This window comes from Paenibacillus sp. lzh-N1 (genome assembly GCF_002872435.1).
In the GTDB taxonomy this organism is placed as follows: Bacteria; Bacillota; Bacilli; order Paenibacillales; family Paenibacillaceae; genus Paenibacillus; species Paenibacillus polymyxa_C.
In genome coordinates this window covers 5,521,611-5,542,613 of record NZ_CP025696.1, presented here as the reverse complement: position 1 = coordinate 5,542,613, position 21,003 = coordinate 5,521,611, and the positions used below count along the sequence as shown (strand labels likewise).

The following is a 21,003-nucleotide window of genomic DNA, read 5'->3' as shown; positions in this document are numbered from 1 at the left end:
CAAGCAGAAGCTTGATTTGTTTTTTTACAAATTATTGACGGATACTGAATTTCAAGAAGAGGTAAGTAGCAAATTAACATATGATAAGGGAAGAAGTGATTGTTTTATTCAGTAAATCAGTAATATATTTGGTCTCTCATCATATTGGAGTGTGGAGACAACCATAGTTGTAGAACCCACCTGTATTTAAGGAACAGGTGGGATTATATGGTTTTTATAATTTGGGGGATTACCAGCGAAGTTGACACCATCCGCAAAGTAGATATTATCAAATGGAAAATCTATTAATTACCTCATCATCAGTGCCTTACTTTTATAGCCAGGCTAAGAGAAAATGTCGCAGCTTTTGTGGAGACAGATTTTGAGTCATGCTGGCAGCTTCCGAAGATTTGGTTAGGATTTTGCAGACTCTCCAATCGGTGTATTTCTTCTTTTTGGAATCAGCATGCATGGCCAACATTTCCTTGAACGAATAAGGGAATGGTACAATACGATATCCTTCTTCCCCTTGCCACTATTAATGCGGATCTGACAGTAACGGAAATCAACATCGACTAACTTGATATTAATCAGTTCACTGACCCGAACGGCCGTATACAAAAGTGTCTTAACGATCATCATGTCTTGAAAATTCTTCACTTGCCAGACAACATCATAATAGCGCTTTAACTCCTCCTCTGTGGGTACATAGGGGAGCTTCTTGCTGCTTTGAGCACCTCGACTTCCAACTCCGCACGAAGGTGCTGGAAACCAGTGGAGTAAGTGCCCGTAAGTCTTCTGGAGTCATCATATCGTACCATCTTCGTTAGATAAGATGTTTTGTAACATGATGGTATTGATGTAAAACAATTATTTCTGCAGGAGGTGAAGCGACAGTGCGGCCATCCCTAATCCACTAGCCGGTTGATAGCTATTTCCCCGCCTTTTCCGCAAAAAATGGAGACTATTTGTCGAGTTCTAATTCTCCACGATATTCAAGCCTGAATTGATCTCCCGGCGCAAAATCCTCCGAGTAAAGATAGTTGCACAAGAATATCGTCAATATCGTCATTACTGCTTAACCAAGTTCGTCCAAAGCTTGCTAGGTTGGATGTTTTAAATTATTGCGTGGTTGTACTGCTGCCTAATCAGTGCCCAATTGATCGGGTTAGTCAGTACCGGTTGCAAATTCGGATAAGCATCGGCCATGCCTGGTTACGGTCTAATAGCCCAGGGGCGTTTTCCAATCAGCAATATATAGATCGAAACGTTTTTTGGTTCGTCTATATATTGTAACTACGAGCGTTGAAAATAGAATTATGCAAATGCTGAAATAAGAAAATGGCATACCTTTAATTATGAAATCATTGCAAAGTATCTAAATAGGTATCATGAGTAAATTTTGATATGTATATGATTTTATTCTAAAAAATGGTATGATAAATTGCGGAAAGACCTATCCGATTCATCTGATTGCAGTAGTTCTCGTTTCATGAGTTGATTTTCTATATGTTCCTGATAAGAGGTGGTTATTTTTGTACAATACACTTACAGTTTCGGGCAAAGTTTGATTATTATCTAAAACAAAACGATATGACACTGGCTCAATTTGCGGAATATTCAGTTGTCCATTAAAGAACACTTAGTAATTGGATATTCAGCATCGTTCTGTTTCCGTGCAGCAGCTTGATCGAATCACTGTGGCTATGGGTTTACCGGAAGGTCACTTTTACGATCTATACATAGAAAACTACATCATTGACCTCCCCCAAAACATGACACGAATTGAACCATTGATATATCGTTGTACGGAGCTGAACAAGCTGGAAGCGATCCGTCAATGATTGGACTTATGTACTTTCCCAGACTATATCAAATTGCAGAAACAAACATTATTTTCACAGCGACAACATGCTGCTGCACTGATGCTCTATTAGAATGTGGCAGAAGTGGAAAAATACCAGCACTCCGAGCGCTTGGCAGTCTGTCAGTATCGTATTTTCACGATTCAGATTGGAGACAATCAAAGCCGAAATTCAATATTTGATGAAACATCAACAAGAAAGTCGAGGGTGTGATGATTCTGCCAAGAAGCTAAGTTGTCCCATGTTTGTGTACATCACCTATGCTGATCTATTGTGTGCTAGTGTCTGTGAAGCCCAAGGCGATTATCAACAAGCTCTACAATATACATATAACTACGCTGATTTAGATTGGGTCTTAGAGACTGATGAGGATACCCCACACTGGATTGGTTTGTTTCAACAATGGGCGGAAGGTAATACTTACGCATTTAGGCTTTTATTAGAAGATATAAATGAACTACATGATTATGTTGAATATATCGCTGCAACATGAGGTAGTTCCAGCGTAGCTGATACCACCTCTAGTAGATGAACGTATTTTTATGGGTAACATCTCTGGTGCTGTTGATTGTTGCATTTCAAGGAGGCCCATACGTTTAAGAAAACGTTGTCTAGTACCAAAAATCACAAAATGAACAGGAGGTACTTGCTGCGCTAAAAAATATACCTTTAGGTATGAGATTTGGGAATACTGCGTGGCTATTGCAAATTATGGGGGATATCGGTGTATTACATGTGGAGACTGATTCGGTATGGCGTGATTTAATCTGCAAATATGTGAAGCAGCAGCCAGATATGAAATATATCGCAGGTATAGCAACGGAGAAGGAAGCCATTCATTTTGCAGAGCAGTATAAAGTCGATGTTATCGTGATGGATGTAACACTGACCTCTTCCCAGTACGATGGGTTGGATGCAGTGAGAGAGATTTTGATGAGAAAACATGTTAGCATTATTATTTTATCTTCAGAAGATAATTTGGAAGTGATTGCAGACTCCTTTAGCGTTGGAGCCGTCAATTATATTAAGAAGAAGAACTATACGGATATTGCTGCGGCTATTCGCGATGCGTATCATAATCGCGTAGCAATTCATCCCGATGCCGCTAGGGTGCTGCGCGATGAGTTCCGCAAACTAAGATTGGAAGAGCTTAAATGCTCCCTTACGCGGACCGAGCGACAAGTAATCGCGTATTTGCACGAAGGGTACTCTAAATCAAAAATAAGCGAAGTTCTGCATGTTGAACAGGAAACAATAAAAACGCATGTGAAACATATACTCACAAAGCTAGATGTGGGTAGTTGCAAAGACGCAGTCAAAGTAGCAAGACGGCGAGGATTGTTTGACAACAATTACGTTATGCGATAGGGGGGAGAAAAATGTCACCCTAGTAAAAAAAATGAAATCTATAATATAATTTGTAATAGAGGAGTTGGATCGCGCTATCTGTATTGGCGCCGGTATAGATTGCTATCACTGCTTCTCTAATTGGGAATTTGTCTAGTTTGGTGAAATACCAAGAGACAATGAAAATCTTAGGAGGTAGTTATTATGTCTAATAATCAATTTGATCTTGATGTACAAGTAAGCAAAAATGTTGGCAAAATCGAGCCTCAAGTTACCAGTTGGTTTGCTTGCACTGGAGGATGTCTCACTGGGTCTAATTGTGGATCTAGTGAATGCGGAACTGTGCCTTGTGGTAAAACAACGTCGAAATATTGTTAATAAAAACCAAGTATGATCATATGTAGTCAGTAATGTTAACGTTCTGCAGGCTTCTGTCTAGTTGTTAGTCGTGTGGGCTAATGCAAGACAGAGGTCTGCACTTTTTTGTAGTGAAATGAAGAGAGAAATCAATATAGCATACAGAGGTGTGAACTGATGACCAAGCTGATTCTGGAAGTGGATCGTGTGACGAAGCGAATAGGTAATAAGACTCTTATTCAAGAGACGTCCTTTAAATTGGAAAAAGGTATGATCTACGGATTTATAGGCCCTAATGGAGCAGGAAAAACAACATTAATGCGATTAATGACAGGGCTTATCCAGCCAACAAGCGGAGCGATTCGCATTGGGACATATGATGTGCAAAAACAGAGAAAACAGGCACTAGCTAATGTAGGGGCGATTATAGAATCCCCCATCTTTTTTGAGTATATGACCGGAAGGCAGGTGCTTCGAAATTTATCTCGATTGCACTCTGAAATTCGCTCTGCAGATCGAGAAAAGCACATCGATCAGTTGCTCCAGAGTGTGGAATTGCAGTCCCGAGCAGATGATAAAGTGAAGACTTATTCGTTAGGGATGAAGCAACGATTAGGTATTGCGCAAGCTATGTTAGGGTCCCCCGACCTGCTGCTTCTGGATGAGCCATCCAATGGACTTGATCCGCTAGGTATGCGGGAGCTTCGTAATCTGATCCTCCAACTGAGGGAATCACGAGGTTTATCATTCTTCGTATCCAGCCACCTTCTAGATGAGCTGCAACTCATGTGTGATCAACTTATTGTTATTCGAGCAGGGGTGGTCATATGGACGGGTAATGTGAATGATTTGATTGTGGATGGTCAGAGGCTAGAAGACGCATTCTTGGAGTTGATGTTGTCATGAAAGTGTTAATCAGGATTGAATTCGAGAAGTTGATCCACCAGAAATGGACATGGTTCATGTTAGTTTCTTGCATTCCATTTGCTTATGCATTGATAACATATTTTATGTGGGTTGATCAGCGGCATTTACCTGATAGCCCATTCTATGTAGCTGCGAGCATGTCGGCATCGAGAGGGATGAAAGAAAGTATATATTTATTTGGGAACTTAATGGTTGCGCTGTTGGCTGGTCTCTTATACACAGAAGAGTTTCAGGGTGGTAAATTGCGAATGTTTTTTTTAAGAAGCTATTCTCGGGGTCAAATCTTTGTTAGCAAATGGATGATAATGAATTTATTCATCCTATTAATGATGGCCATTTTAGGCGTATCGTTTACGATCTTTGGCGTAATGAAACTTCCATCTCCCCCAGAGGTAATGATATCAGGGAATAGGATTCCTTCCACAGATGCTGCAATACTATTCTATACTTTGAAACAATATGCACTTGATTTCGCTACATTGATCGGGGGGGGCGGTTTGTTTATTTGGATTGCTATGTACTGTAGGACTGCGGCTCGTACAATTGGTATTGCGACGATCTATATCATTATATCAATGTTTGCTACAAGTATTTTCGATCCGGGAAGTCCTTTAATAACGGAAAATGCATTCTTGCTTGCCTTGATTTATGCAGGGTTGATTCCAGGTATGCAGATTGTTGGTGTCGAAAAGGCATTGTCGGGCGATGAATATGCACAAATTTCAATAGCAGTGGGTTTAGTTATTTACTTTTTCGTATGTATTGTAGCTGCTCGTAGAAAATTTACGAGAGCAGATTATTTAAATTAGGAGTGTTGGCGTGTGAGCACTGGCTTGTGGATCAGTGAACTGGAACGGATATGGAAGGGGAAGCGGATTCGAACGTTTGGATGTGCTTATCTGCTCGCTCTATTGATCGATATTGGATTCTTACGTCTAACAGGCGGTATTCAAATTGACCTAAGCCCGTGGTTTTCGGTTGATGCACTAAATCTGCCCATATTTATTATGAAGGATATGTCGTTCTTGTTGCAATTGTTTGTGTTGCCAGGCTTATTTGTAGAGTCGCTTGCTGATGAGATACATTCGGGAGCGTATCGCATATATATGTTACGTTCGTTCGATCGCTATCAGCACTGGCTAGTTAAATTACTTACACAGATCGTTTTGATTGTCACGCTTATCTTTGGAACAACGCTGGTCTCGCTTGCGTGTGGATGGTTGTTCTTTTCTCATCCGCAATCGACAGAGGTGTACTTAGTGCCAGAATCGATTGGATATGCCGATGTATTGTGGCTGACGATCCAATACGATTTCCTTCTTGTGCTGACTAGCATTGCGGTTCTTGTGATATGCAGTGTTTTTTCTATCCTTATCACACGAGTTTCAATTGTGTATGCATGCACCATTTTAGGGTTGCTTGGCAGTTATGTCATCGTCTCTGAACTTCGTTTTCTGCATGATCCGTTTGTCAGTATTTTGAGAGTACTTTGCGGACAAGGAAGTATGATCTTCTGGGTGTATTTAACCGGGATTGTTGTGATATGTCCAACCATCAGTTTCTGGATTTGGAGTAAGAGAGGAATGTAAAAGCATGCATATGAAACCATTAAATGAAAAGAAGAAGCCCCCACGAAAGGAAGACAGAAAAAAGATAATCCGCTGTTTGTTTTAGGGTGTAGTAAAGGTGGATGAATAGATTGGACACATAGAATTGAGAAGATTACACCGTGGGACGGTACACATGTTCACATTGGCTGGGCGTTAAGTACCGGATGGCAGAATGAATTCGTTTGCCATTATAGAAGCAGGTAATTACTCGAATATGCTCTTCATGGCTTGTACACGCGTGATCGTAGCAATTGCCATTGCGGCTCATGTTGCTTTTTATCCCGTATTTCTGCAATCGTGCTTGGTATTCCAGGAAGGCATATTGGCTACCACGATCTGAATGGTGGAGAACTTCGTCGCGCGGTCCAGCATGTTTTCATGTACGGGGAAGTTACGCTTAGAGTTCGTAGTTGCTTTATACTTCTTGATGTTTCGCGATTTCAAGCCCAGTTCTTTCATGATGCGTCCTCAACGGTTTTTCCCGTCACATAAACGCCTTGCTGCTCTAGCGCTTCCTTGATTTTATCGGCTACCGTAAAGGCGACGCGAATCCAAAAAGATTCGGCGTATGCGTTGCTCGAGCTCAGACATTTTTGGGTATTTACCCATTTTATTATAGGTAACATTGATCATCCTTCTATTTGATTCCCGCTGTTACGTGCTTTCAAAATTTAGGATTATAAAAGATTTCGGGTATGTGTCGAATGTAAAGAGGTCTGCAAGTATTTAGACTCTATAACTACTCCCTAAATCTCTTATTTTCAGTCCGCTAAAACTAGGAGGAAAAATGACAAAAGAACCCAATATATATCGCGCACTGGATTTTTTTATGGTTCGCACGCCTGTTTTGCCGTTCAATTTGTTTATACAGTGTTTTCCTTCCGATTGGAAAGACCAAGAAGAGCTTAAGCGTTTTTCGCTAAATAAACTTGTCGAATTATCCAATGACTCGATTATTCGCGAAGCGATTGCGGTAGCGAGCCCGAGCTTGCTTGAGTCACTTTCTCATCTTGGCAATGACCAGAATGCACGGAAGAAAGCGCAGGCTATCAAAGGTTTTATGCGCTATCTGCTCCGCATGATGACGCGTCCCACACCATTTGGCTTGTTTTCCGGTGTGACTTATGGGCAATTCGCCGAACAGTCGCAGATGAACATAGAAGGCATCGCAATGTATCGCAAACGCGTGCGACCAGATATGGAATGGTTGTTAAAGATTGTTGATAAAATCGAGAAGCAACGTGAAGTTGTAGTTCAGCTTCGTATTCAGCGCAACTCTCTTATCTACCGGCAAGGCGAACGAGCAAAAATTCCTTACGTAGCCAGATATGGCGATCTCGGCGTCGGAGAAAGTGATAGCGTATCTGTACGAGCCTCTGCAGTATTCGATCTGGTGATGGAAGCTAGTATAAATCCAATTCCGTACCTAGAACTCGTATCCCGGATTAAGAGTGCTTTCATGGAGGCAGAATTAGATACGATTCATCGCTACATTTGGCAGCTTTTTGAACAAGAATTCTTAATTTCGGAATTGCGACCTCCGACGACGAGTATAGAGCCCTTTGATCATATCCTGTCTGTGTTGGATGGGGTAGAGGGTATAGATGAATGGAAGGTTGCTCTCAATGAAATTCGTCGGAATATTCGCTCGTATAATAACCGATCAATTGGGCAGGGCGAGGAGCAATTACTTCAGTTGCGACAGATGATGAATGCTTTGGCGGAGGTAAAGACGACGGTACAGGTTGACTTGTCCTTGGAAGATCGATCCGTGACCTTGCCCTATCAGGTTCGTGAGGATGTTGAGAAAGTTGCACAATTGTTTAGTCGAATTTCTACACGTAAGTACCGACACCTGGAGGAATACTGCAATGAATTCATAGAGAAATACGGCTCGTATCGAGAGATATCAATTTTGGAGTTGCTGGATGAGGAGATTGGGCTAGGGCCACCGGCCACCTATCAAAATCCGAGTAGCGTTCATAGGCAGTTAAAGAATCCGAGTGTGCCATTCAGTACGAAGTGTGAACAATTACTCTTCAAGTGGTTCGTCTCGTGTATGCATCAGGGTGAACAAGAGATCGTTCTCACGAACGAAAGGATTCAACAGATCTTGGAGGATGAATCTGATAAAACCACCAGTGAGTTAATTCCTACTCCGTCAATGGAACTCTACTTTTTAATGGTAGTGCAGGATCGGGAAGCACTCAATCGCGGAGAGTACACGTTGGTACTTGGACCGAATCCTGGATCGAGTGGCGCGGGGAAAACGTTCGGACGATTTATTGATTTAATGGGTGTCTCGTTTAAAAACATGTTCAATGAGATTCATGAGGAAGAGCAACGCCTATCACCAGGTAAACTGCTTGCAGAGATTTCGTATTTACCCAGTGCAGCGAGATCGACGAATGTCGTTCTCACGGAAAATTTTCGCACTTATGAAATCGGAATTGGCACGAATCACACTGTACCAGAGGATCAACAGATTCATGTGTCCGATTTGATGGTTGGGGTGCGAGACGATAAATTTTATTTGAAGTCACGCAAGCACAATTGCGAAGTGATCCCGACAGCTGGGCATATGTTGAACTACCAGGGTGCGCCGAATGTGTACCGATTTCTGGTGGAAGTTAGTCAGGAAGGGTATCGACAATGGTCGACATTAGAATGGGGAGTAATGGATCAATCCCCCTTTACTCCGCGTTTAAGATATGGGAACATCGTGCTAAGTCCAGCGACATGGCGTATACAATTGAGTGGCAAGACATCTGAGCGCGAGAGCGAGGAGCAATTGGAGCTTCTGGTTAGGGAATTTAGTATGCAGTGGAAAGTACCTCGGTATGTGTATATGACTCAATTCGATAATCGTATCTTGTTCGATATGGAGCATCCTCTGCATGTGGAGGAGATCTGCAAAGACTTGAAGTCAAAAGGTCAAGTGACGCTGATCGAGCATATAGGGGGGTTCGAGGATATGCCGATCCAGCGGAGCGATGGGCCCTTGACGGCGGAATTTGTCTTCCCGCTCGTTAGACGCACGGAAGAGATGGATCTGACCCAAGCGGAAGTGGCGGTAAGTAAGGAGACAGAAATCTCTCGCCGGACTGTTGTTGATGAATCGCAGCGTGTACAGTTGCCGGGTGGATCGTGGTTCTATGCCAAGTTCTATGGGATAGACAGTCGCCAAGATGAGTTCATTGGTCGTCAGTGGGGAGATTTTGTTCAGAAATGCCGTGAGGCAGGTGTAATTGAACAAGCGTATTTCATTCGTTACTCCGATCCAACTCGTCATATTCGAGTACGGTTCAACATGCCAAGCGGTAATGACATATCTTCGTTCATCCCAATCTTCCATGAATGGACGACTATGTTACTTCAAGATGGAATGATAAATAAGGTTGTTGTGGACACGTATGAACCAGAGATCGAACGATATGGTGGACCTGAGCTTATGCGGTTAGCGGAACGTATGTTTGCTTGTGACAGCGATGTCACAGCGAATTTGGTTCGGTTGCTTCGATTTAAGCAGATCCAGCTAAGTCAGGAGGTCGTGGCGGTGTGTGGTGTGATACAATACATGACTCAGTTTGGTTACAACGAGCAGAAGGTATACGAGCTCCTCAATGAGCGCTTCGATGTAAAAGAATATCTGGATGACTTCCGTAATGAACGACGTTTATTCCTGCAGTTGTTAGGGAGGGATTCATCCGAATTAGCACCATTGCATCAAGAAGGTAAGCTGATTCATCAGATTGGTCAGCACAGGGAAGAGGCTGTCAAGCGGTATCAGCAAGTACTTCTTGAGCATGAGCGGCAGGGCACTCTTATGAACAACAAAGACAGTATCCTGTTCAGTGTGATTCATATGTACTTAAACCGCTTGATTGGGGTTGATCGAGATAAAGAACGTAAGGTAATGATTATGGCTCGTCATGCCCTTAATAGCTTGTTGCAATATTGGAGGAAGAGCTAATGAACTTTATTTGGAAGGGATGTCAGCATGAATTAGCTTCACTCTGGAAGACGGTTCGACATGGGCTGCAACTCTTCCGATTGATTTTCCGCATGAATAAGAAGTATATGATTCCAAGTATGATGCTACACATCATTCAAGGCGCTGTGCCTGTGATGACATTAATGGTTACACAGAATTTGTTGAATAGTGTTTCCGTGGGATGGAAAGAAGGGGAATACAGGGTACTTTCTCATTTTGTTTGGTTCATCGTCATCTATGTTTTTAAGAATTTCATCGACGTCGCCCAAAGTTATGTGGAGGGGAACCTTCAGGCGGTCATTTCCAATTCGATGAATGTCATGATCTGTGAGAAATCAACCACGTTGGGATTGGCCGATTTTGAGAATGCTTCGATTAATGATCAATTAAAAAGGGTTTCACAAGAATCTACTTATCGCCCCTATCAATTGTATAGCCAGATGGCTGGCATAACTTCTGGAATCATTACACTTATTTCATCTGCTATCCTACTTGTTCTGTGGAAATGGTGGGTGGTGCTCGTGATTTTCATAATATCAACGTTTTCTATCTATTCGATTTTCAAAATCAATCGAGAACAGTTCCAAATCTACTTGGATCGTACTCCGAAGTATCGAGAATCGTGGTACATGACGTATCTCTTAACAAACGATAGTACATTTAAGGAAGTGAAAATATTCCAACTGGGTTCTTACTTGTTAAACCGATACCGCGATTTGTTGCATGGCTTCTTCCTTGTGGATCGTCGCATATTACTGAAGCGAATTCGAGTTACTTTTCTGTACGATATGTTAGAAATGGTAGCTTTGTTCTGGTTAATTGGGCTTGCAATTCACGAGACATTTATAGGAGTGATGATGATCGGGAGTTTGTATGGGTATATCCAGGCGATTATGCTCACGCAGAACCAGATGAATGGGGTTATTCAGGGGCTTGTCCAGTTCTCACAGAACAATCTTTACATGGAGCAGTTGCTCTTGTTCTTGCAATTGCCTACGTCGGATCCTGTTAATCGACAGAAACAGTTGCCCAGTGCAACAGAGCTATCGTGTCACGCAAATGCAAGTGTCCAGATTACACAGATTTCGTTCAATCAGGTATCTTTCGCTTATCCAGGACAAGATTCGGATACGATTCGAGAAGTGGATGTGACATTCAAGAAGGGGCAGACTGTGGCTATTGTAGGGAAGAATGGTTCGGGTAAGTCCACACTCATGAAGCTGTTAATGCAATTGTACAAGGATTATCGTGGTACCATCCAAGTCAATGGCCGTAATGTTCTCGACTACGATCTGCAAAAAGTCCAAGAACGTATGGGGGTTGTGTTTCAAGATTTTGTTCACTATGAAATGTCGGCTCGCCATAATATTGGCTTCGGCTCATTGGCTGAACTCGAACAAGATGAGCGATTGATGGATGCAGCCAAAGTTGCAGCTATTGACCAAGTGATTGCGAATTTGCCAAACGGTCTCGATACACAACTTGGCAAATGGTTCGATGAAGGACATCAACTTTCGGGCGGACAGTGGCAACGTATTGCAATTGCAAGAGCCATTCTGCGAAGTGCGGATGTATATATTCTAGACGAGCCGAGCTCGTTCTTGGATCCATTGGCTGAACGAGACTTACTACAATTGTTCATGCATTTAATGAGAGACACGATAGGGATTTTCATTACACATCGTATCTCGTCAGCGCGTCTAGCCGATCAGATTTTAGTCATGGAGGACGGCCGGATCATTGAGCAGGGATCGCATGCTGAATTGATACGTTTAGGTGGGGTATATGCGCAGATGTATCAAGTGCAAGCAAGTTCATTTGCAGAAGAAGTTGCGGTGAATTAGAAGGAGATGATTGAGGATGAAAGCGGCAAGTGCGGTATCGACACAATGGATCCCCTTAAGTGGGGAAGTTAGGAAGCAAGTAGCACAAGTGTTGCAGGCGATTGTGCAGCGTTATAAGGATCCTGATCAAGTACGTGCCCAGATGAAGCAGGTTCCTGGGCAAGTGATTGAAGGGAAACAGGTAGCACGATGGTCAGACACAAGCTTCTCGGGTGGATTTACGGGTATTTGTGTATTAATGGGACAACTGGATCAGTTATATCCTGATAACGGTTGGGATATGGTAGGGCATAGTTACCTGCAAAAGATCCAACAGGTAATCGAACAGCAAGGTATTCATACTCTATCTCTATACAGTGGGTTAGCGGGTATTTTGCTAGGCGTTCGTGCTCTGTCACGAAAGAATACGCGCTACCAAGGCATGCTAGATACACTGGCTAGTTGGTTCGAGGAAGCTGTGTTAAATTATGTAGAGATATGCAAAAACCAGTGGGAAGAAGGGCAATTGCGTATTAGTCAGTACGATACAATCGAAGGTTTGACAGGAATTGCACGAGTTGTGTTGGCTTTCTCAGATCGACCGCAGATGAAGATTATCTGGCAACGGATTGTTGAAGTATTCCATATCTTCTGCGGGGAAAAAGATTATCAAGGACATCGGATCCCTGCTTGGCATATCCTGTCTGCGAATCAGTTCCTCGAACATGAAAAGGTGCAGTATCCAAATGGGAATTTTAACCTGGGCCTATCCCATGGTATCTCAGGACCGCTGGCTTTTCTGAGTCTATCGCAATTGCAGGGCATGACAACAGAAGCGATGCGTGCAGATCTGCGGCGGCTCACCGAGTGGATATGTCGATGGCGAGTGAGCGGTGAAGCAGGAACGTTATGGCCGGGGCGAGTCGCTGTTGAAGAGGTACTTCAGGGTGAATTGCATCCGAGCAGTATCCGAGACCCGTGGGACTCCTGGTGCTATGGGGTGCCTGGGATTGCACGATCCATCTGGCTAGCTGGGCAAGCGATGCATAATCAGGAATGGAGCGCAATTGGGTTGCAGGCGTATGTAGACATTGAGAATCGCATCCAGACCATGGGAGGACTCACCGCCTCTACCTTGTGTCACGGTATAGGAGGCCTGCTTCATATGGTTCAACGTATGTATTCGGATACGGGTCATGTGAAGCTTGGTGCGATTCGTGATGAACTAGTTGTGGCTGTGCTGGATAAGTATGCGGCAGAGTCGAAGTTTGGTTATTATGATGAATATTTTGTAAATGGCAAGTATGAGCAAGTGGATGAAGCGGGCTTTTTGACGGGTGCCGCGGGCGTGGCACTTGTGCTAGCTTCTTTGCTTTGCGAGGAAAGCCCGGATTGGGATCAGGCTTTGTTGATACGATAGGTTAACACCACACCACCGGACACCGCCAGGACTGATGACAAAAGGGTCCGTGAAAAAATCTTCAGACCCTTTATGCATGTTCACAAACGATGTGATTCTTCATTGGTCTGGCTAGAGCTTTCAAGCATTCGTAGAATGTTGAGGGACAACGTCGAAAAGAGGCAGTACTCCTGTACATTACGGACATTCCTCTTATGGGTTTTCACGAGATTATGGGCTGGTATTATGGTCCCGAAAGCTCCTTCGCATTAAATACTGAGAAGGCGCATATGTGTCGCCCAAAAATACCAGTCATCCCAAAACACTTTCGCTTTCTCAGGCGTTTCCTGCTTCCATAACTTCGAAAATGAGCTCAAGTGATACGCTTTCGCCGTTTTCAGATCTTCTTCCTTGAGAATCTCAGCTTGTTTTAGAAGACAAACCCTAGTTCGATGAGCGAAGAAAAATGTGGTAGTGAATAAGACGTTTAGACTACTAGAGAATAGTGCATATTTTATAGGTGCTGTAGGTACGTTTTCAAATCATAACCACCAGTCAGACGGGGGTTTGCTCTGAGGCTATAAGCCTCTGGTTTTCCTGTTCTTGAATATACTTTCTAATGCTTTCCTCAAACAACCTCTTGGTATGCGCCATGCCATCTCTGCTTTGTGCCACAAAAACCACCTTCTCCTTTCGTTATACATAGTAGCTTGAACACTCCTATTATAACGATTGCATCAGGTGTTTTTTTGTTTCGCACGCTTTGCGTACTCAACTGGCTAAAGCAACTAAATAAAAACACGCCTTTTTGGTATTATCCCCTTCTAGTAGACAAGAGAGAAAAGACATCTGTTAAGATGGACTTAATCTTGTTGAACGGAGGGGATTTTTCATGGCTAAAAAGGGACAATCATTCCGGCAATACTCCTTAGATGTAAAGATGGAGGCAGTCCGGTTGGTGAACGAAGAACATATGAGTATTCGTGAAGTGACGAAACAATTGGACATTCGTAATAAATCCCAAGTGCAAAGCTGGGTGATGAAACATCGAGCGGGGGAGAACCTCCAGCCAACGACCACAAGGCAGGGACGACCCAAAACGAAATTTTCCAGTATGGAAGAGGAGATGGCGTATCTACGGGCGGAGATTGAATATTTAAAAAAGCAGTATCCAAATCTACACAAGGAGTGACGAGGAAAGAAGCGAGGTTTGAAATTATTGAGGGAATGCGGACACGATATTCGTTGAAATGGTTACTTGAATTAGCCCATGTTTCTCGGGCAGGATATTATAAATGGAGAAAGAATCAGCAAACAACCCAGCAGCGTAAGCAAGAAGAAGAGCTTCTGGAATCGCATATGTTGTCGATCCACCGGATCCATCCCTATTTTGGTTATCTCCGGATGACCGTTGCTTTACGTAGAGAAGGTATCTTGGTCAATCACAAAAAGGTGTACCGCCTAATGAAGAAATTAGGGATCCGTTCCGTCATTCGAAAGAAGCGGCGCTTTTTTGGCAAACAGGCATCTGTGGTAAATGCCAACCGATTAGATCGACAATTTCAGGCAGATTCTCCTTTATCCAAGCTGGTTACCGATATTACATACATACGAGCTGGAGAGCGGTTTGTATATCTCTCTGTCATTCAAGATCTGTTTAACAATGAAATCGTGGCTTGGCGTCTTTCGGAACGAAATGACCTTGCTCTAGTTAGCGAGACGCTAGACGTTCTAAGTAAGAACGTGAACATGGAGGGTGTCATTCTCCATTCAGACCAGGGTTTTCAGTATACCTCCAAGCCGTTTAACCGCAAACTTAAGCGGCTTGGAATACTTGGGAGCCATTCAAGGCGTGGAAATTGCCTAGACAATGCCTGTATAGAATCCTTCTTCTCCCATCTTAAAACAGAGAAGATTTATTTAACGAAACCCGGAACCCTAGCGGAGGTAGAACAACACGTACGGGAGTACATTTCTTTTTATAATGAAAATAGATTTCAGAAAAAATTAAACAACCGTTCCCCGATTGAATACCGAGAAACGGTTGCTGCTTAAAGATGTCTTTTTAGTTCTGTCTACTTGACAGGGGTATGACCATTTTGTGGGCGTGTTTTTATTTGAGAGTCCGCTAAAATTGACCAAATTCCCTTATAGTTGCATTTCATCTTTAAGGACTTTTATTATAATAGCTAACGCTGTAATATCTTCTTAAAGGAACGCCAGATATTTTTTATTACAAGGGAAATATGGAGGGGAAATCAGTGAATTACTTTTTATTGATTACTACACGGACAAACAAGTTCAATGCAGATGATATCAAAGGGCACTATGACCATCTGGAACAGTTAAAGAAAGAGGGAGCTCTTGAAAAGTATGGTCCATTTAGCGATGGAACGGGAGGAGCCTATCTAATAAAAGCAGCGTCACTTGAGGAGGCGACAAAGATTGGGGATTTAGATCCGCTCATTCAAAATGGTTCTTCTACATTGACAATAAAGGAATGGCTGTTGCGTTAAATTTCATCTGCAAAGAGTGATAATCCATCTAAGAAGGTCATGACAAATAACTAATGTGCCTTTTTGGTATTGAATAAAAAATGAGGACTATGATTTTCTGAAAATGAAAAGTATGGTCCTTTTTTTATTTCCCAAGAGATTGCTCTCACAATTTTTGAGAATCTTCTTAGTTGATAATCTCCCGTATCACATTCCTCGCCAAACGTACCTTTTCTGGACTCGATTTTTTGAGCATTGTAATAATTTCTATAATATCTTCATCAGACTCCACAATTTTGGGGTCCTCGCTTACATATGAAAACAACTGAACTAAGTTTACGTCTAGTGCTTTTGCGATTTTAGCTACATTTATCAAGGAAACATTCTTTTCTCCACGTTCGATCTGCCCAATGTATGTAAAATGAAATCCGCCTTTTTCCCCAAGTGCTTCTTGCGAGAGGCCTTTTTCTTTGCGTAAAACTCTTATTCTAGCCCCAACTAGCTTTAACACTTCTTTGTCCAGCATACATCTACACCCCTTCATACTAAAAAGTGTAGACAAGATCTTCTTTGGTAAACATGAGATTAAGAATCGTATATTCGTTATTAATTATATCTATAAGTATTATTTTGAGGTATAATAAGACTATTCTTGAAATTCTCTGGAGGAATAGATATGAAAGAAGCTCCTTCTACCTATATTCCAAGTCCCACTCAACCATCCAGACCCGTGCAACACCTAGATCATTCAATAACCGATTTCCACACTTAGCCCAATACCATATGAAACTAGCTCAAATACTGTACAAGCATAACCAACTCCAATGCTGTATTATCCTCTGTGACTGGGCGCTAACCTCCATGTTAAAAGCTCTATATATGAAAGAAACTAATAGCATTTTCCCTCCGAAACTCTTGTCGATGGCGGATTTGTTGCACTTATTACATACCGAAACCAACCCGGGATTGGATGTTGTCGTATTTATAGGCACCACTCAATTTCTTTCATCCCAGCTAGAAACCCCGCTCCTTCAGAAGATGAAGCAGAAGGATGTGAGCAGGCTGCTGCGCAGAACAGACGACATTCTTTGCCAGTTGTCATCCCGAGTCATTACCGACCCATCCGAAACATACCAGTCCATTTTCTAAGAGGCTCCTTCACACAAATAAACTTACCGATTCGCCCGGTCGTTATCCGCTTTTCTACATACAATAAGAGTAAGCTTTAACGCAAGGAGGGATTTAGACATGGGTGAAGTAGGTTACGGTGGAGCATGGACATCCACAGGCGCGATTTTGGTATTGTTCATTTTGTTGGTGATTATCACCAAATCTTTTCTGATCTAACGTTAGGTTAGCATCGCTCAAACTTACAAAGCGACCCTCTTTCACGACATCGTGAGGGAGGGCTTTTTTAATGCAGAATGGATGGTGGCTCTAGTATGTTGTCTGGTTCTACAAGCATTGTTATACTTTACATACAGGGATAATTTCCCTCAAATCTATAGCAATACGGATAGCGGAAGACGTGGGAAAACGGAAAATTCGCTGACTATTATCAGGAGGATTGTATGATGAACATGGCAATCAGTCCATTTCAATTTACGACAGACACGGCGACTCTTTGCCTATTTGATACGCAAGCTCTGAAGCATCGTTTGAACGATGAGCCGGATTGGTGGTCTATCGAAGCAGACGAGCTGGGGGAGTTAAATGCGGGAAACGCTGCTTTCTTGAACCTGGGAGCGGATGGGACGTATGAGGTTGTGATAACAGATCATATCGAGCAGCCGACGGTGCGGCTGTTTTTGAAGGTTCCTTCAGGGAACATATTTATTGGTGCAGGAGAGGAAGCCACAGGTGGTGAGTTAGAACCTGATTGTGTATGGGGAGGGTCATTCCTGTCTGTGCAACCCGGACTTTATGAATGCTTGGCAAGCAGAGGAGAAAACAACCGTATTTATCTTTCTTTAAAAAAAGGAAGCGAAGGCAGCAACAGTTTTACCAGTCTGGTTCGATTGTAGGTTGCAGGATCAACCCGTAACGGATCAGACAAACCGCTCGAACACAGGGGAGCCATAATAACCGGGACTGGGAAAAAGGAAAAAGCTATCCCCACGGCTTGCAGATCCGTGAAGACAGCCCTTTATTCGTCTATTGATACTTTACAATAATAGCGTTGCTGATCTGGCGGCCGGGTGTGGTGAGGTAAGAGCCGTTGTAGTACAGTCCGCTGGAAGCACCGCCATCCAGATTCATGGCCTGATAAGCGCCAGCCTGCTTCATCATTTGGGCGAGCTGCGGAATGGTCGCTCCGCTTGTAGTCAGGAGGATCAGCTTATGATCCCTAGTAATTCCAAGTGCGCTGCGGGCGCCGCCGCCTGTTAATATTTTAGGGTCTTTGAAGCCTTCGGCTTTGACATTTAGGGAAACCTGACCGTTCGTAACCAGACGAGGTCCAGCTTGAAGAGCACCTTCCACGCTGCCTTGACTTAACTGTTGTTCAAAGACAGAACCCGACACAAGCTTGGCTAAATGGTTAGCATCGTAGGTAAAGACGGTACGTTGGTCACCGGAGCTTTTTTTCAACATCTTGCCATGGCTGACCAGATAGCCGTAAGACGTCTTGTATGAGCTTTTGGTATAGGCGTCAAAGAATGTGCCATTAATGGCTACAACCGCTTGATTGCGTTTGGCAAGACTGCTTAAGTCCTCCACTTTACCAAGGGTATCGCTTGCCAGTGCTACGTCCAAACTTACCTTGGGATGGAGCATGGAGATGGTGACCACCTTAGCGGAAAAGGTACGAGATCCAACCTTGAAGCTCTTATGAGCTGTCGTGATGGGGGTAGTGTTTCCGGGTAGCTTGCCGGTAAGTACCGGAAGCGTAACAGACTTCGTACTCTGCGTAATTCGCACAGCTGAGGTTTCTTTTTGCCATAAGACTTGCAGATTTAGATATTGGCTGATGAACTGCAAGGGGACATAGGTAGCGCCGTTATCGGTAAAAGGTGCATTTTGCAAACGAATCGTTTGATCATTTACTTTAGCAACAGTTTGTCCCGTAAATAAGGTAAGCCGGGTATTGCCTTGCGCTATTTCTATTTTTTTGTCCGCTGGGTTCAGGTTGAGCGTGATCCCTTCATAGCTGTTCAGGAGGCGAAGCGGGATGAAGGAGTGGTTATTCTGATCCACATAAACCAGCATAGGTGCTGGTGCAGCAGCGTAGATCGGGGTTACAAGTAAGAGCATGGACAGGATGATAAGTGCGGTGATTCTTTTCATGAATAGATCAATCTCCTTATGTAGTCTTAACTATGGACGAGGTGCTTGTACTTATATCGGGTTTTATGAGTTATAAGTGTATGTTACGCGAATTTTGAGTGTTTGGATGATACAGAAACGGGGTGGCTGGAGATGAGCAGGTATGAGACAAGACTTGAGGATTACCGTCGCAGGGAGCGCCCTTCTTATCGTGTTTTTGAAGGAATGCAGGAATTGGTGTGCAGTGTGGGGCAGCTGCATAATAACTGGTTATATGTGAATGTGGATCAATGGGATCAGGACCCTGTTCATACACCGATTTATTATTTGGATGAGCATTGGCTGGAGGAATGTGCAGAGGACGGTACAGCCGCAACCAACGAACAGGACGAGTATATTCCCCTATGGATATCAGATCGTCAGGTTCAAACCTGGTTTGAGCTGGCCACCTTTGAAAGTGTTGTAGAAGTTCTTAAGGCTGCTGGAAAGCCAGTGACACTTCAGATGGTGATTGTGGCGGTCAAATATTACGACAAGCGCGATGCCTATCTGGACTATGACGAGGTAAAGGCAGTGACAGACCTGTGGTTTGTGTTGACGAAGGTGAGGAACCACCTAACAGAATGAATAAAGCCTGTAGAACAAATAAGACATACATACACTGGATGGGGGAAGCAGGATGAGTTGGTTGGATCATGAAATGGCGGCACAGTGGCGACAGGAAGGAAAAAGGTATGCCGCAGACGTGAATGAATTTGTCAGAATCGGTATGGAAAGTCAGTGGCAGCAGGAGCAGCCAGAGCCAAAGCAAGACGAACGCTCCAAACTAGCCGAAGATATTTTTTGTATGATTCAGGAGGCAAATCAGGCCGGGGAAATAGAGCAGTTACGTCAGGAGATTCCGGCTGCATCCTGGCCGCTTACACCAGCGTTTGAGGAGGCTTTGCAAGCCGTTAGGCCGATGGCTTTTATGAATGGAGGCAATGAAGTCATTCTACATGCAGGCAGTCCTCGAGAACGCGGGCAGATCTATGTGACGGGAAAAGATGGAATCAGGCAAATCCCTGGAATGCACCGAGTAGGTTGTTCGCCGGACGGGAGTTATTTTGCGTTGGTGGATGGACAAGGGATTCGGATTGTTCGTCAACCGGACCGAAATTTGCAAGGCGAAGAGACAGCGCCTGTTGCTGGTTTGCGGTTACGGTGTTTATTTGCTGGCTGGTGATCAGGTGGAATTGATTCATCCCACGGCGTCTGAACGAAGGGAATTGGGACTGGAAGACACGATTGTGGATATGGCGCATGGAGCTGTGTCGAAGGATGGACGCTGGCTCGCATATGGCAGCCGGATGAGTGAGCATTTGCTTATGGACTTAACCGATAAGACGGTGCATACATTGGAGCCAGGCTCCAGCTATCCGCATTATGCCCTATTTTCCAAAGATGATATGGATGTCTGGTACAATGCCTGTCATTTCTACAACGGTGCCACCATTCAGGTGCCAATTGCCGAAGTGGAGCAGGGAATTGCTCAGAATAAGGAAGAATGGCCGATAATAAATGAAGAAATGCGAGTATACGCTGCAGTAGCGCTGACACAAGGATCTATTCTAGGTGATGCCTACGGCTATCTCCGTCTTATTGATAGAGAGGGGCGTGAACTTTGGCGCTATTTTGTCGGCAGTACGATATCCGGGCTGGCAGTTACACCTGATGAAGGCATGCTGGCGGTTGGGACGTATGGCGGTATGCTTCATTTGATTGATTTGCAGAGTGGCTCAAAGGATGAATATAGCATTGGCACTGCTCCAATTCACGAGACAGAGCGTTGGTTGCTCTGGCGTAGTTATGAGCCATTGCGCTGGTAATACTAATATTCCGCAAATGGTGAAAAAAGCAAGTTCTGATAAGCTGAACATAAAAAGAGTAGTGGTATATGATTG

At 43.5% G+C, this 21,003-nt stretch carries 19 protein-coding genes and 3 pseudogenes; 17 read left to right on the top strand and 5 right to left on the bottom strand.

Going from position 1 to position 21,003, the window contains the following annotated elements; all coding sequences use genetic code 11:
* Nucleotides 1-393: 393 nt before the first annotated feature.
* Both C0638_RS25940 and C0638_RS25935 read right to left on the bottom strand, forming a co-directional pair.
* On the bottom strand, nucleotides 394-621 hold the full coding sequence (locus tag C0638_RS25940) for a tyrosine-type recombinase/integrase (RefSeq protein ID WP_233902256.1): 228 nt from the start codon (nucleotides 619-621) through the stop codon (nucleotides 394-396).
* A gap of 31 nt (nucleotides 622-652) precedes the next feature.
* Nucleotides 653-1,108 (bottom strand): annotated as a pseudogene (locus tag C0638_RS25935) (Tn3 family transposase); the annotation flags it as partial.
* Nucleotides 1,109-1,488: 380 nt separating this feature from the next.
* Here C0638_RS25935 and C0638_RS24590 point away from each other — a divergent pair.
* The 7 genes and pseudogenes from C0638_RS24590 to C0638_RS25250 form a co-directional block, all read left to right on the top strand.
* Nucleotides 1,489-2,334, top strand: a pseudogene (locus C0638_RS24590) (helix-turn-helix domain-containing protein); the annotation flags it as partial.
* A gap of 185 nt (nucleotides 2,335-2,519) precedes the next feature.
* Nucleotides 2,520-3,212 carry a response regulator transcription factor gene (locus C0638_RS24585; protein WP_058712048.1) on the top strand — a complete coding sequence of 231 codons (693 nt, stop codon included), beginning with the start codon at nucleotides 2,520-2,522 and terminating at the stop codon, nucleotides 3,210-3,212.
* A gap of 183 nt (nucleotides 3,213-3,395) precedes the next feature.
* Nucleotides 3,396-3,569: a gallidermin/nisin family lantibiotic gene (locus tag C0638_RS24580; protein ID WP_081317837.1), complete on the top strand. Its 174-nt coding sequence runs from the start codon at nucleotides 3,396-3,398 to the stop codon at nucleotides 3,567-3,569.
* A 156-nt stretch (nucleotides 3,570-3,725) separates the two neighbouring features.
* On the top strand, nucleotides 3,726-4,454 hold the full coding sequence (locus tag C0638_RS24575) for an ABC transporter ATP-binding protein (RefSeq protein ID WP_058712047.1): 729 nt from the start codon (nucleotides 3,726-3,728) through the stop codon (nucleotides 4,452-4,454).
* Nucleotides 4,451-5,284 carry an ABC transporter permease gene (locus C0638_RS24570; protein ID WP_058712046.1) on the top strand — a complete coding sequence of 278 codons (834 nt, stop codon included), beginning with the start codon at nucleotides 4,451-4,453 and terminating at the stop codon, nucleotides 5,282-5,284. Before C0638_RS24575 ends, C0638_RS24570 begins: the two co-directional genes overlap by 4 nt.
* Before the next feature lie 12 nt (nucleotides 5,285-5,296).
* Nucleotides 5,297-6,064, top strand: a complete 768-nt coding sequence (locus C0638_RS24565) for a hypothetical protein (protein WP_058712045.1) — start codon at nucleotides 5,297-5,299, stop codon at nucleotides 6,062-6,064.
* A gap of 193 nt (nucleotides 6,065-6,257) precedes the next feature.
* Nucleotides 6,258-6,425 carry a hypothetical protein gene (locus tag C0638_RS25250; protein WP_155617164.1) on the top strand — a complete coding sequence of 56 codons (168 nt, stop codon included), beginning with the start codon at nucleotides 6,258-6,260 and terminating at the stop codon, nucleotides 6,423-6,425.
* A 115-nt stretch (nucleotides 6,426-6,540) separates the two neighbouring features.
* Here the strand turns inward: C0638_RS25250 and C0638_RS25245 are convergent, their stop codons facing one another.
* A complete protein-coding gene (locus C0638_RS25245; protein ID WP_155617165.1) occupies nucleotides 6,541-6,711 on the bottom strand; it encodes a hypothetical protein in 171 nt (56 codons plus the stop codon).
* A gap of 161 nt (nucleotides 6,712-6,872) precedes the next feature.
* Here C0638_RS25245 and C0638_RS24555 point away from each other — a divergent pair, with 161 nt between their 5' ends.
* The 5 genes from C0638_RS24555 (at nucleotide 6,873) to C0638_RS24535 (ending at nucleotide 15,817) form a co-directional block, all read left to right on the top strand.
* Nucleotides 6,873-10,058: a lantibiotic dehydratase gene (locus tag C0638_RS24555; RefSeq protein WP_058712043.1), complete on the top strand. Its 3,186-nt coding sequence runs from the start codon at nucleotides 6,873-6,875 to the stop codon at nucleotides 10,056-10,058.
* On the top strand, nucleotides 10,058-11,923 hold the full coding sequence (locus C0638_RS24550) for an ABC transporter ATP-binding protein (RefSeq protein ID WP_058712042.1): 1,866 nt from the start codon (nucleotides 10,058-10,060) through the stop codon (nucleotides 11,921-11,923). Before C0638_RS24555 ends, C0638_RS24550 begins: the two co-directional genes overlap by 1 nt.
* A 16-nt stretch (nucleotides 11,924-11,939) precedes the next feature.
* Nucleotides 11,940-13,322: a lanthionine synthetase C family protein gene (locus tag C0638_RS24545; protein ID WP_058712041.1), complete on the top strand. Its 1,383-nt coding sequence runs from the start codon at nucleotides 11,940-11,942 to the stop codon at nucleotides 13,320-13,322.
* An 871-nt stretch (nucleotides 13,323-14,193) separates the two neighbouring features.
* Nucleotides 14,194-15,356, top strand: a protein-coding gene (locus tag C0638_RS24540) for an IS3 family transposase (RefSeq protein WP_412534807.1) whose coding sequence is annotated in 2 segments (ribosomal slippage) — nucleotides 14,194-14,458 and nucleotides 14,458-15,356 — 1,164 coding nt in all. Because the reading frame shifts where the segments join, the coding sequence is not laid out codon by codon here.
* Between the two features lie 206 nt (nucleotides 15,357-15,562).
* Nucleotides 15,563-15,817, top strand: coding sequence for a YciI family protein (locus tag C0638_RS24535; RefSeq protein ID WP_058712639.1), 255 nt, complete (start codon nucleotides 15,563-15,565; stop codon nucleotides 15,815-15,817).
* 166 nt (nucleotides 15,818-15,983) lie between these two features.
* On the opposite strand, the gene C0638_RS24530 is transcribed toward C0638_RS24535, so the two are convergent.
* Complete coding sequence (locus tag C0638_RS24530; RefSeq protein WP_058712638.1) at nucleotides 15,984-16,322, bottom strand: helix-turn-helix domain-containing protein; 339 nt, start codon at nucleotides 16,320-16,322, stop codon at nucleotides 15,984-15,986.
* A 353-nt stretch (nucleotides 16,323-16,675) separates the two neighbouring features.
* On the opposite strand from C0638_RS24530, the gene C0638_RS25930 reads away from it, so the two are divergent.
* The 3 genes from C0638_RS25930 (at nucleotide 16,676) to C0638_RS24520 (ending at nucleotide 17,820) form a co-directional block, all read left to right on the top strand.
* Entirely contained in the window at nucleotides 16,676-16,945 is a 270-nt protein-coding gene (locus C0638_RS25930) for a hypothetical protein (protein ID WP_225683746.1), read from the top strand.
* A gap of 99 nt (nucleotides 16,946-17,044) precedes the next feature.
* Nucleotides 17,045-17,143: a hypothetical protein gene (locus tag C0638_RS25925; RefSeq protein ID WP_014599622.1), complete on the top strand. Its 99-nt coding sequence runs from the start codon at nucleotides 17,045-17,047 to the stop codon at nucleotides 17,141-17,143.
* A 224-nt stretch (nucleotides 17,144-17,367) separates the two neighbouring features.
* On the top strand, nucleotides 17,368-17,820 hold the full coding sequence (locus tag C0638_RS24520) for a DUF6386 family protein (RefSeq protein ID WP_013370423.1): 453 nt from the start codon (nucleotides 17,368-17,370) through the stop codon (nucleotides 17,818-17,820).
* Nucleotides 17,821-17,950: 130 nt separating this feature from the next.
* Here C0638_RS24520 and C0638_RS24515 read toward each other — a convergent pair whose 3' ends face one another.
* Entirely contained in the window at nucleotides 17,951-19,081 is a 1,131-nt protein-coding gene (locus tag C0638_RS24515; protein ID WP_013370424.1) for a phosphodiester glycosidase family protein, read from the bottom strand.
* 132 nt (nucleotides 19,082-19,213) lie between these two features.
* On the opposite strand from C0638_RS24515, the gene C0638_RS24510 reads away from it, so the two are divergent.
* Both C0638_RS24510 and C0638_RS24505 read left to right on the top strand, forming a co-directional pair.
* Nucleotides 19,214-19,687 carry a hypothetical protein gene (locus tag C0638_RS24510; RefSeq protein WP_013370425.1) on the top strand — a complete coding sequence of 158 codons (474 nt, stop codon included), beginning with the start codon at nucleotides 19,214-19,216 and terminating at the stop codon, nucleotides 19,685-19,687.
* 52 nt (nucleotides 19,688-19,739) lie between these two features.
* A pseudogene (locus C0638_RS24505) lies at nucleotides 19,740-20,928 on the top strand (hypothetical protein).
* Nucleotides 20,929-21,003 lie beyond the last annotated feature (75 nt).